The 12,197-nt window shown below is 42.5% G+C and carries 11 protein-coding genes and 1 tRNA gene; 4 read left to right on the forward strand and 8 right to left on the reverse strand.

From position 1 onward, the window contains the following. Positions 1–44: 44 nt before the first annotated feature. Positions 45–524 (reverse strand): DUF302 domain-containing protein, encoded by a 480-nt coding sequence (locus tag NKI27_RS03910; RefSeq protein WP_265048389.1) that lies wholly within the window; start codon positions 522–524, stop codon positions 45–47. 279 nt (positions 525–803) lie between these two features. Between NKI27_RS03910 and NKI27_RS03915 the strand changes: the two genes are divergently transcribed. From NKI27_RS03915 to NKI27_RS03930, 4 genes are read left to right on the forward strand one after another with little or no spacing between them, the layout of a single operon-like run. After that, the gene (locus NKI27_RS03915) at positions 804–1,358 is read left to right on the forward strand and encodes a hypothetical protein (RefSeq protein ID WP_265048390.1); all 555 of its coding nucleotides are present in this window, start codon (positions 804–806) and stop codon (positions 1,356–1,358) included. Position 1,359: 1 nt separating this feature from the next. Then, positions 1,360–3,123, forward strand: a complete 1,764-nt coding sequence (locus NKI27_RS03920) for an OmpA family protein (protein ID WP_265048391.1) — start codon at positions 1,360–1,362, stop codon at positions 3,121–3,123. Next, on the forward strand, positions 3,116–3,643 hold the full coding sequence (locus NKI27_RS03925) for a Rab family GTPase (protein WP_265048392.1): 528 nt from the start codon (positions 3,116–3,118) through the stop codon (positions 3,641–3,643). The genes NKI27_RS03920 and NKI27_RS03925 overlap by 8 nt, the downstream gene beginning before the upstream one ends. Beyond that, on the forward strand, positions 3,640–5,823 hold the full coding sequence (locus NKI27_RS03930; RefSeq protein ID WP_265048393.1) for a sensor domain-containing protein: 2,184 nt from the start codon (positions 3,640–3,642) through the stop codon (positions 5,821–5,823). The genes NKI27_RS03925 and NKI27_RS03930 overlap by 4 nt, the downstream gene beginning before the upstream one ends. 33 nt (positions 5,824–5,856) lie before the next feature. Here NKI27_RS03930 and NKI27_RS03935 read toward each other — a convergent pair whose 3' ends face one another. From NKI27_RS03935 to NKI27_RS03965, 7 genes are all read right to left on the reverse strand, one after another. Then, positions 5,857–6,027 carry a hypothetical protein gene (locus NKI27_RS03935; protein ID WP_265048394.1) on the reverse strand — a complete coding sequence of 57 codons (171 nt, stop codon included), beginning with the start codon at positions 6,025–6,027 and terminating at the stop codon, positions 5,857–5,859. A gap of 47 nt (positions 6,028–6,074) precedes the next feature. Beyond that, complete coding sequence (locus NKI27_RS03940; RefSeq protein WP_265048395.1) at positions 6,075–6,959, reverse strand: cytochrome c3 family protein; 885 nt, start codon at positions 6,957–6,959, stop codon at positions 6,075–6,077. Positions 6,960–7,129: 170 nt separating this feature from the next. Further along, a complete protein-coding gene (locus tag NKI27_RS03945; protein WP_265048396.1) occupies positions 7,130–7,465 on the reverse strand; it encodes a hypothetical protein in 336 nt (111 codons plus the stop codon). A gap of 372 nt (positions 7,466–7,837) precedes the next feature. Continuing rightward, positions 7,838–9,589, reverse strand: a complete 1,752-nt coding sequence (gene ggt, locus NKI27_RS03950; RefSeq protein WP_265048397.1) for a gamma-glutamyltransferase — start codon at positions 9,587–9,589, stop codon at positions 7,838–7,840. Between the two features lie 81 nt (positions 9,590–9,670). Continuing rightward, positions 9,671–10,738, reverse strand: coding sequence for a lysozyme family protein (locus NKI27_RS03955; protein ID WP_265048398.1), 1,068 nt, complete (start codon positions 10,736–10,738; stop codon positions 9,671–9,673). 28 nt (positions 10,739–10,766) lie between these two features. Continuing rightward, positions 10,767–11,507: a hypothetical protein gene (locus NKI27_RS03960; RefSeq protein ID WP_265048399.1), complete on the reverse strand. Its 741-nt coding sequence runs from the start codon at positions 11,505–11,507 to the stop codon at positions 10,767–10,769. Between the two features lie 270 nt (positions 11,508–11,777). Further along, positions 11,778–11,853 (reverse strand) — tRNA-Met (locus NKI27_RS03965). Positions 11,854–12,197: the final 344 nt, after the last annotated feature.

A 12,197-nucleotide genomic window follows, 5' to 3' on the forward strand; every position in this document is an offset into this window, starting at 1 on the left:
GAGGTTCAGCTTAACCTTTTTGATAGTATTCAAAAAGTCAGGCGTTAAGGCTTAGTGGCCGCCAATGAAAAGTTCGAAAGCGCCTGACTGATTTTATCGATGACTTTTTCGCAATTTTTAATGCTGTGGCGCTGAGCGATATAAATAGGATCGTTATAAGAAAACCAAACTACCCCTTGTTCATCTTCCCATATCAATGCCTTCTGTGGCATATCGATAGCGATACTCTGTCCGCACTGCATCAGCGGTGTGCCAACCTTTGGGTTGCCAAAAATAACTAACTCAGTAGGGCGTAATGCCTCGCCTACCTTTGCTGCGCCTTCTGCATGGTTAATTCTAGCAAAGATGTTCATGCCCTTTTTGTCTAGCGTGCTAATAAGCCTATCCGTTGTGGTTTTAGCGTCATGGTTGCTTTTGATGCTTATAAGGCCGTTCTGGGAGACGGTAGTGCTTGGTGACACATCTGCTAATACTGATGATGAAATCACTACTGTTGTTGCTAAACAAAGCACAATAGATCGCATAGGGAGCCCTTGAAGGTGGTTTGGGTGATGAATAAGAGTGTTTTTATAGTTCTATTTAGCTGTTTCGTCAAAGAATCTTCACTTTTCTGAGTATTGTCTATACTTATTTATAGTTTCAGAGCGTGCGGCTTTGATCATTATTCTTATCCATTAGCACTTATTAAAAACGTTAGCGGTTTATTGCTAGGCGGTTATTCATTCTTAAGTGTGTTTAGCTAAGGGTTGATGGGGATGAATCGCCTAAGCGTTTTGCTTAAATATAAAGGAGTAGGGTAATAAATGAGTGCCTCGACCACTAAAAAAAGCAATAAGAAAGACACCGAAAAAAACCCAGATATGATGGATCCTCAAGCTCAATTAAGAGAGATTCAGCAGTTGCTGTTTGGGCAGCAAGTGGCAGAAGTTCGACAAACCATTGAGACATTGAGTCGTCATAATGATCAGCGGTTTACAGAAATGGATCGGCAGATAAGCCAGTCAATTAAAGAGCTTAAAACTTACTTGAGCAATAAACTGGACGACTTGTCTTCACATGTTACTCAGTTAAATGAAGACGCTCAAAGCCGAGATGCATTGCTTGAGGGTGAGGTTACTTCGCTACAGCAAGAGCTTGATTCATTCCAAAAGCAAACGTTAGCGGCTCAAGATTCATTAGAGTCACAACTGTTTGCTGAAGCTGAAAAGTTAGCTGCGGATATGGAAGGCAAATATAAAGACGTTCTTGAAAAGTTAGGTAATGCATCGGGCGATTTATCTGATCGTAAAACAGATAGAAAGACTTTAGCTGAACTGCTCGTAAATATGGCAAATAGTCTGGAAAGTGAATCCAGCTAATATGTCACAACGTGAAGGAAACAGCTCTATTGAAGAGATAGATAAAGGTAATGGGCATATTGAGTCCGACAATGATTATCTAAGACTTCGAAAATTGTTATTAGGTGATGATTACTCATCAGCACTGCAGCGCTATGTTTCGAAAGAAGAAGAATTACAGCGTGTATCTGAAGTATTGCCTGAGGCGATTAAACTCACGACGCAGGCTGAATTGTGTGATGCTTTGTCGCCGGTTGTCGATCAGGCTATTGAAAAGTCGATAGAGCAAAATCCGACCCGTATTACACATGTTCTATTCCCCATTATGGGGCCTTCGATTAGGAAAGCGGTAGCATCAGCGTTAGCTGAAATGGTTCAGTCTCTCAATAACTTGCTTGAAAAAAGTTTAACGCTTGGATCGTTAAATTGGCGTGTGCGGGCATGGCGTGCGGGTATGCCATATGCTCAGTATGTTTTATTACAGACAACGCAGTATCGTGTTGAGCAGGTGTTATTAGTTCACCGAGAAACGGGGTTATTGTTAAATTCAGTGGCAGCTCCAGAAGTAGAGATTCAAGATCCTGAACTGGTTTCTAGTATGTTGACGGCTATTGGAGACTTTGTTTCTGACTCCTTTTCTGCAGGCGACGAGACCCTGGAACGGGTTCGTTTAGGCGATTTTGAGATACACCTTAATGTAGGGCCGCATGCTATTTTAGCACTGGCGGTAAGGGGTTCTGCATCCGATGAACTAACGTTAAAAGCCAATACGACCATCGAAACCATTCATGCTCAGTTTAGTCATCAATTGAGTCATTTTGAGGGTGATAGAGCACCATTTGATGAAACAACCCCGGCTTTATCTGAATGCCTACTGTCACAAAAGGTTCAAGCAAGGGAAAAGCGTAAACCTTGGATGGCCATCATCTTGATAGGTTGTGCGATTGTTTATGGTGTTATTTCTAGCGTTAAACTCTGGCAGATTGAACGACAATATTCAGTGCTAGAGCATCTAATTAACAATGAACCCGGCTATATCGTGCTATCAGCCGAACCAAAAGAAAGTGTTCTTCATGTTAAAGTTATACGCAGCCCAGATTCTCGGCAGGCCGGTATTGTTACTGTTGATCTATTAAATCAGCTCGAAAAAGAGAGTCGGGCTGATTGGTTAAGTAGCAAAATGGTCGACCTTCAGGTGAGTGATACTGTTGTGCATATGGGGCCTATGCCCGTTATAGAGCCGGTAAAATTGGACGTGGTCCAAGAGAGTCTAAGTGATTTGGATGAGTTTAAATTGTTAGTAGAGCAGGTCCGTAATACTGTTTTTTATTTTGAGCCCAATCAATCAATATTGTCGGGCGATGAGTTGCTAAAAATTCCCAAGGTTGTGAAAACCATTAACAGTTTAGAGACAAAAGCGGCTGACATGGGTGTACCGGACTTACAAATTCTAGTGATGGGGTTTGCGGATAGTATCGGGTCGTCTTTTGGGAGTAATACTGTGAGTCAACAACGAGCAGATGGTGTTAGGTCTATGCTCACTGAAAATGCAGTATCAGCCGACATAACTGTGGCATGGGGCGCTGGGAATGTTGATCTTGATCGCATTTCTGATAAGGCTCAGCGCAGAGTGACGCTTCAAGTACTATACTCCCATAAGGAGCAGGGCGCGCATCACTTAGAGGGCTTAGACGAGGCGCTTGAAGAAGCTCAGGAACCCCGTTTAGAGTCCGCAGCAGAAGAGGAGAGTGATATGGATATCAATTCAGGTGACACCGGTGAGTAAACTAATCACCAAAAAAGTATGTATGGTAGGCCCTTTTGCTGTAGGTAAAACAAGTCTAGTACGCCGTTTTGTAGAGAGTATCTTTAGCGATACTTACCTCACAACGATTGGTGTCAAAATATCTAAAAAGAAGATGCAGGTAAATGACGATCAAATCCAATTAATGATATGGGATATCGAAGGGGTTGATGTATTTACTGAGCTTAAGCCTAGTTACCTTAGAGGTGCGGCGGGTATTTTTTTAGTGCTTGATGGCACAAGACCAAAAAGTGTTGATATGGCAGCGGAACTGACAAAGACGTTGTGGGAGCAGCTTCCTGGTGTGCCTATTCTTGGGTTGTTAAATAAAAGCGATATGACATACGAATGGAAAATCAGCGAATCAGATATTGAAGGCTTAGAGCAGCTAGGCATTACCATCATAAAATCAAGTGCCAAAACAGGGTACAACGTTGAGCTAGCATTTGAGATGATGATTCACAAAATGGGCCTAGGCTCAGGAGTACCTGAGGCACCATGAGCATACTCGAAGGGGTTATTGAGGAGATGGGGGTCGTAGTTCTTCTAAGAGAGAGTGATGCTGCCTTTAAATTGGTTAATACTCAATGCACTTGGTTTAAAGCGCTGTTAGGGTCGCTGTCGTATCCGCTTTCAGAAGATAGTGCTTTGATTGAGTCTGAGAGCTTGTGTTATGCCTTCCCGTTTATTGAAAATTTTTTGGTTGATGCCGCTTTAGCTTGGGAAGATTTGGGGGCCAAAACAGCACGGTCAGGCATATGGACAGAAACAGACACGTCTGGTTTTGAATATCGACTAGAAGCTAAAGCGTGCTCAGTGAATGGCGCCCCTATTTTATTGATAGAAAATCACACCTCTTCATTTACCGAGCATCATGATGTTTATCAAAAGGCGCGTGATATCGCGTTATTGAATGAAAAACTGGTATCTGAACTCAATCAGCGGCAACGTGAGCTGCAGAGTGACATCGAGCGGCATATTTTGCAGGACGCCTCGATTAAGGGAGTTGCTGATAGCGTCAAAGAACATACTTCAGCGGTGATGATCTGCCAGCCAGACGGCCAGATAGAAATGATCAATAAAGCACTTATTGATATCTATCAGGTGGATAATGAAGTCGATCTAAAAAGAATATCACTACTTGATCAGTGGGTTTCTGAGGCAGAGAAACAATACCCTGAATTAAAGCGAGTCATCGAGAATGGCTCATATTGGGAAGGTGAATTTGAAAGTAAGAGCGGCAGCGGTGCTGATCGCTGGGTTCGCTTGACCATAGGGCCTATAAAAGAAGCAGATGGTCAGATTACGCACTATGTTTGTGTGGCAAATGATATTACTGAATTTCGTAATACAGGCGCTATAGTAGATGGGGATGGTGGATATGACTTTACTACTCACTTACCTAATCGTCGGCATTTCTGGCGGCACATTTATAATGTAGCTGAGATGGGGCTTACAGACGGTCTCGGAATTGGCTTGATGTATATTGATCTCGACTATTTTAAACGGGTGAATGATGATCTAGGGCATCAAGCGGGGGACTTTTTGTTAAGTGCTATCGCGTCAAGAATTTCGCGCGGTGTTAAACACCATGATTTTGTTGCTCATCTCGGTGGAGATGAGTTTGTTGTACTGGTTCGTTATATTGAAGAGCTCGATCAACTTAGCATTATCGCAGATCGTTTGCTTGTATCTATTCATGAACTGTTATTTGTTAATGGGCAGTCTATTTCTATGACCGCCAGTATAGGTATAACCACAAGCTTTGAGTCTAACTTTGACCCTACATTGTTGGTCAGGCAAGCTGACTTGGCTATGTATGCGGCTAAAGAGTTAGGCAAAGGGCAGGCGCGTTTTTATGACCCTGCAATGGAGTGTGAGATCCCGCATAAGTTACAGCGTGAACGTGAGTTGGTTGATGCGATTGAGCGGGAAGAGTTTGTGCTACACCTTCAGCCTCAAATTAGTATCTCAGGTGATGATTGTTTGAGGGTGGAGGCCTTGATTCGCTGGAAGCATCCCACGCTTGGGTTGTTACCTCCAGCTGATTTTATCATTATCGCAGAAGATTCAGGCTTGATTATACCTATTGGTACATGGGTGTTAAGGCGTGCTTGTCGATTTGCGGCTCAATTGTTGAATGATGGCAAGAAAATAAACATCGCAGTTAATATTTCAACCAAACAGTTAAGGCATCCAGATTTTTACAAAACATTAACGGATATTCTTACTGAAGAGAGCTTTCCTCCCCATCTTTTGGAATTAGAAATTACAGAGAGCTGTTTCTTAGAAGATTTAGATGCGGTTATATTGCTGATCCAAAAAATTCGTAAATTGGGCGTTACTATCGCGTTGGATGATTTTGGTACGGGGTTTTCGTCTCTCAACTATTTGAGAAAACTACCTGTAGATTACTTAAAGATAGATCGATCATTTATACAGGGGTTAGAAATAGACCGTGAAAGCCAAGCCATAACATCGTCAGTCATTAGTTTGGCGAGTGAACTGAATATTCATGTTATTGCAGAAGGCGTAGAAACAACCGCGCAGTTTGATTTCTTGCGCTGTCGTAAGGTTGAGTATGTACAAGGTTTTTTGTTTTATCGCCCGCTTCCCATGAACATACTGCTTAACTCTTTTGGTCAGATTAAAGTATTTAATGATCAAAATAAGCTAAACTAGCAGGCGATTATTGATAAGAAAGATAATCGTGTCTTAATCTTTCTTATCAATAGTGATTTCTAAATTCTTAGTGCTTCCAGCAAACCACTTCTGCACATAAAGCGAGCCGACTATAGGCGCACTGCCTTCAGCGGGTGCTTCTTTGTAGCGAACACTATTCTTGGTCTCTTTTTCGTATTCAAATTTTACTGTTACTTTTGGCATGTGGTCTCCTTGTCGTCGCTATTCGATAGTGCACCGGCGTAATAACGTTAATGCTTTATTAGCTCCAACCATTTTTGCTCGCTAGCCATTTGATTTCTCATGTCGAAGGCTAGTCTATGAGTTCCATGGCAGGTTGCGCATGCCTGTACTGCTAATGTTCCTAAAAACCTTCCTTGATCTTTAAGTGTTCCGCCGTGCAAGCTTTCTTCTAGTTTTGCCATTGTTTGCTTAATAGCATCGCTAGGAAACACCTGAGAGCCTTCTTTATGGCAATCTGAACAAGTGTTGCCGAGCATGGTTAACCCATCGCTAAGCTCTGCGTAAGCCGAGAGCGCCTGTGTGTTGAGGCCGTCTTCAGAAAATATCTTGATCTGGTTAACTTGCTCAGTAAGTTCGTTCATGTGAGCGCGAAACAGAACCGGAGCAGGCGTTATGGTGGGGGCTGTGCTAGCCGGCGTGATGTCAATAGACGAAAAGTCCGGAGCGCGGAATCGCATGGCTGTCGTGACTCTGAAATCTTGGTGGCATGAATCGCAACTGTTGCTTACTTTCTCCAGCATATAGGTTGCTTCGTCGAACTGCCGGTTTTTACTATTGGCTACGAGAGAAAGCATCGCTTCAGGCTCGAGTGATGAAGACCATTCAGGAACCATGTCACCTATTTTAAAGTAATGTTCGCTTAGCTTGTTAACCCACTTATCGAGGCGTTCTACATCGCCGGTTTCTATATAGTACTTTACTGCCTGCATTTCACGGCGCAGACTAAACATAGTGTGCAGCCATACTTGGCGTTTGTTTTCAGGTTTGTACCATTGAGCGAGAGACTCGGGCGGGGCTTTGAAGACAATTACGTTATCTTTGTGCGCATAGACAACAGCGCCAACAGCTAAAATAAGAAGGCATTGAATGATAAGAAAGTGGGGCCATCGCATGAAGGAGGTCTGTCTTTTGTTAAATTTATGTTAGATCAGAATACATCTTTTCAATTTAGCTGCTTTAGATATCCATAAACCCAAGCCCCTCTTATTCATAGAGAGTAAGAAAGGTATAGCAACTTAATACGAAACAATTAAACGTAGTTTACTTGATGGCCTACATCAAATTATTCGTCGTCACTCTTTTCTGCAGCTTCAAACTCTTCAATAGTTTTTAGTGCAGCATCGAGCTTTTGCTTGTTTTGATCACTTGTCTGTTTTAATTGATTGTAAGCAGACTGAAGCGTTTTGTTTTTCTTTCGTTGCTCTGCAACTTGGCTTTTTGCACGCTCAAGAAGTTTGTTTGATTCTGCTGTAGAGCGAGTCGCTTTATCTGCTTTTTTCTCAGCAGCACCGGCTTTTTGGTCAGCCACTTGTAGCAACTTTTTTAACTTTTTAATTTCGTCGTCTTTAGTGATCTCTTCGAGCTTTTCAATTAGGTCAATTGTGATGTTTTCAGGCATAGATATTGTGACTCTGGGGTTGATTAAGTTTATAAAGTGAGCAATATAGTTAAGAATGCTAGTATGTTCAACCTAGAATTTGTATCTGAGAAGTTTTTCTGTTGACTTAATGTTAACTCGCGACTAAGGAGGTAGGCCTAAATAGTATCATTAAGCCCTTTGTTTTAACTTGTTTTTAGTTGTATCTTGTTGAAATATAAGTGAAATAATGGATTGTTCGACGATCGGATAATTCATTATGGTTAGATTTAGCGTGCAGTAAGATGCTTTGTGATTAATTACAGGCAGTAAATGTCAATTTTTTCAAAAATAGTTGATATTGCATTTATTTTACAATAATTGTTCGTTTGTACCATTAATCAGGCTGGGTTGTTATAGCCCTTTTGCAATACCTTCTCTTCGTGAATCAGCGCCACCGATTAAGCTTTGGGGTGTCACTAATATGCCATGCAGTCCACTATTAAGTTCACGTATTTTTACCGTGTGCCCTCTATTTTCTAATACCTGTTTTAGGTTGGTGGCTGAGGTGTCTAACTCTATGTCTGTGGTACCGTTACGGTTGGTTATGTTGGGTAGGTCAATAGCGCGTTGAATATCTAGTTTCCAGTCTAAAATGCCTATGATGGATTTAGCAACATAGTTGATAATTCTGCTACCACCTGGAGAGCCAATTACCAGTAATAGCTGATTGTTCTGATCAAACACCATAATTGGGGACATCGAACTGCGTGGGCGTTTGTTACCCTCGACACGATTGGCTATTGGGAGCGCTTCTTTTTTGCTGCGGAAAGAAAAATCCGTGAGCTGGTTGTTGAGCAAAAAGCCTCGGGTCATGAGTGTTGATCCAAACGCCATTTCAATACTGGAGGTCATTGAAACCGCACTTCCAAACGGGTCGACAATTGAAATATGAGAGGTTGAAGGCTGTGCGAGTGTTTGGCCTTTTGAATGACGAGTGCTGCTGGGGATGTTGCCTGCTGGTGCTATGCCCATATCCTTTTTTATATTAATCAGACTTGATCGTTGCTTTAAATAATCTGAGTCTAGTAGGCCTTCTACAGGGACGTTAACAAAGTCGCTGTCGGCAATGTAGTTATCTCTGTCAGCATAAGCGAGGCGTGAAGCTTGGCTGAATAAGTGGATAGCATCGGGACTCATGGGTTCATAGGCGCTTAAGTTAAAGGGCTCAAGTAATGCTAATATTTGTAAAACTGCAATGCCTCCTGATGTTGGCGGGCCCATGCCGCAGACTTTGTAATGGTGGTAGGGGGCGCATATTGGGGGGCGCTCTTTTGCTTGGTATGAGGCAAGGTCTGCTTCTGTGAGTAGTCCTGGGTTATCGTTAGCGCCTTGCACAGAAGCGATAATATCTTTGGCAATTGCGCCGCTATAAAATGCTTTTGAGCCTTGTGCTGCAATTGTTTTTAACGTGGCGGCCAGCTGAGGGTTGCGAAGAAGTGCGCCGGACTTTAACGGCTCTCCGTCGGGGTAAAAGTAATCTCTGGCAGTGTCGTAGCGGCCCAGAGCAGGGTTGGTTTTTTTGGCGACAAGCAGGTGTAAGCGTTCTGATACTATAAACCCGTTTTCTGATAATGCAATGGCTTCTTTGAAAAGGGATTGCCAAGGGCGTTTCCCGTATTTCTGATGGGCTTTAGCGAGTACTGCGAGGACACCAGGGGCGCCCACAGAACGGCCACCTGCCAGGGCATCCCACCAGTTCATAGGTTGCCCTTTTGAATCGATAAATAGCGCACTTGTCGCCGCTGAAGGGGCCGTTTCGCGGCCATCCCAGCTAGTGAGTTGATGGGTGTTGTTATCCCAGTGGAGAAGAAATGCGCCACCTCCAATACCTGATGATTGTGGCTCTACTAGGGTTAGTACCATTTGTACGGCTATAGCTGCGTCTACTGCGCTTCCGCCTTCGCTAAGGACTCGGTAACCGGCTTCGACCGCATAAGGATTTGCTGCGGCGACCATAAATTTTTCTGACTTTACAGAAGACTTTAACTGGGTACCTGTGGCGGCTTCAGGGTCACGCGCTTCGCCAAGGGGCGTTTTCGCCATGGCAAACGTAGATACTAGCGTCATCAATATAACAATACATATTTGCTGTCGATTAGGCATGTGTAACTCAATATCCGTTAGGTGTTAAGGTTACTTTATTATACGGTCGCCTCTAGTGTAGGCTAATAACAATACATTGCTTTAAGCTGAATGATAGCGCTGAGCAATTTCTTCATAGTTTGCAATAATTTTACTGATATAGGTACTTGTCTCTTCGTATGCTGGCAGTAACCCATACTGGGTGTATATGGGTTGGTTGGTCCAAGTCCTAGAAAGTCCTGCATTGTAGGCAGCAGAAGCTGAAAGAATATTTCCGCTTCTAACCCTTAATGCGTTTGCGAGCATTTTAACCATGGCAAAAATAGGTTTTTGGTAAGTGAATCGTTCGTCAAACTGGTTAAAAAATGCAGTTTGGCCAAATAAATCCCGTTGACCTAGTTCAGTGATGTTGGTTTCTAGGTAATCAATATAATTTTCTTTAGCTTGGCTAATCGCGATGTTGATCTCACTTATTTTAGCCATGTAGTTCAACTGCGCTTGAGCTTCTTCGGAGGCACTTTGTCCTTGCGCCATATAGCTCAGGGCTTTTTCAAGGTTAAACGATTTTGCGCTTTTATTGCTATTGATAAATGCGCTTCGTTCTTTAATCAGTGCATTATACTGCTCTAATGAGCCAGCAAGCTCAGGCTTTTTATATGGGGCTAGATGATGTTTGGGAAGGTCGCCTGCCACAATCATTTGATGCCCAACTCTAGCTGTATAAGGCATAAATTGACAAATGCCTGCTGCTAGTGAGCGAGACAATGCAAACTCACAGAATAGAGACTCGGCCTTAATTTGAGACAGTACCCAAATAGGGTCTACAGGGTAAAGTGACGCATGGTGCTTGGTTGCTTTATTGACCCAATAGATAATATTGGTTAAACGGTTTTCAAAGTCTATTTGTTCAAACGGTTGACCCCAAAACTGGAGCGACATGCCTGCGTAATGGGTTTTTAGGAAGTCAAAAACTGCACGTTCAAGCTTAACTCTATCGTTGTCAGAAAGTTCGAATGAGGTGCCTCGATTGATAAGAAAATTTAATGACGCGTCTTGTTTTGAATGCTGCGCTGATTCTTGGCTAAATGTACTTACACTTTGGGCTGAAAGGGCAAGACCAGTGCTAGCAAGAAGGAAGTTGCGTCTGTTGATGCCGGCGCTGTGTTTCATGAATATATGCTCGTACAGTATGACTAAATTAGGGTGGGGTTACGTTATGTTGATTTAATAGAAGGTTTAATGTTCCGCTGCTATAAATATCCTGTAGCGCTAAAGACAGTTTATAGCCGATCGAGCCTGCTAATTGTTGCGTGGGAAAGTTGTCTGGTGATATTTCTACCGCAGGATTGTAGTAAGGGTTTGGTTCTTCTTTATAGAGAGGGGATTGTCGAGAAATTCCCGCGTAAAGCTTTTGGGATTTTCCAGGGCAGCATTGAGTATGAGTTTTAATATTGAGGTGAGTTAAGTCGCTGATGCTATGTTTTTTAAGGTAGTTATTGTACTCTAAGGTGTCTATTTGGTAAAAAACTTTGCGATTCCAACTAATCATTTTAATGGCTTTGGATGCGGTCAACCCGACTAGCTCTTGGTATGTGATCCCTTTGTTTTTAGCTTCATTCGCCGTGGTTCTACCTGCCTCAATAATCCAGTTTAAGTTTGTTGACTTTATATCACTTAGACTATTAATGTCTTGTATATTAGCGGGTGTGAGGCCGTAGTAATGCTCTTTTCGGTGCAGTCCGTTTGGTATGTAAAACATATATTGGGAGCGGTACTCATCAAAGCCTGTGCTGGGATAAATATCGACCTTGCCTGCCTCCAACTCTCTAAGCGCTCTCTTTTTGGGGAATCGTTTAATGATAAGTGTGCAGTCAATCCTTTTGGCCGCCTCGGTGTAGAGTGCTTGATATAGACCGCTATTGTCGGGGGAGGGGGCCATATAGCCAAACTTTCCCACATTCTTGTATGCCAAAGTGAGTGTGCAATTTGTCTCTGCTAACAGTGAGCCATTAAATAATATTAGTAAGGTAAAAAAAGTATATCTTGCTTTCATAGAACTAATCAGCGACTTGAGCTTCTCTCAATGTGAGCATTTTGGTATGTGTTTATTGATCGTGAGTAGACTATCTCAAGCTTAGCAGTGATTGGCAAGTATTAAGGGGGGGATTCTAATAAGGATTTTTAAGAGAGGATCTTGCTAGAGAAAAAGTGGTGGCTACACCGGGATTCGAACCTGGGACCCCATCATTATGAGTGATAGATGACTTTGTAACTGTTTGATTTATAAGTGCTCTGGTTGCGTCGATCGTACCCATTTTCTGCAACCAAACGCAACTAACGGCAACGGTATTACGAAGATTTTGCGAACTTAAAATGGAGTTTTATTCTTAACAACTCTGGGGGATTAATGCAGATTGATTGGTTACGATTTGACAACAAGTCTCACTAAGTCACAAATAGCTAGAGCTTGTTCTTCCTTGTGTCTTAGTTTGACATATGTCTGTACAGTGATTCCTTTATAGTTCACATCCGTTTGTGAATTCCGTTGACCTTGAATACTCCAATTCTGAAGCAAGGGTTTGATCAAAAGTAAACCTTCACTGAAGTAATAAGTCCGCTTCTATGACTA

This window comes from Alkalimarinus alittae (genome assembly GCF_026016465.1).
GTDB classification, from domain to species: Bacteria; Pseudomonadota; Gammaproteobacteria; order Pseudomonadales; family Oleiphilaceae; genus Alkalimarinus; species Alkalimarinus alittae.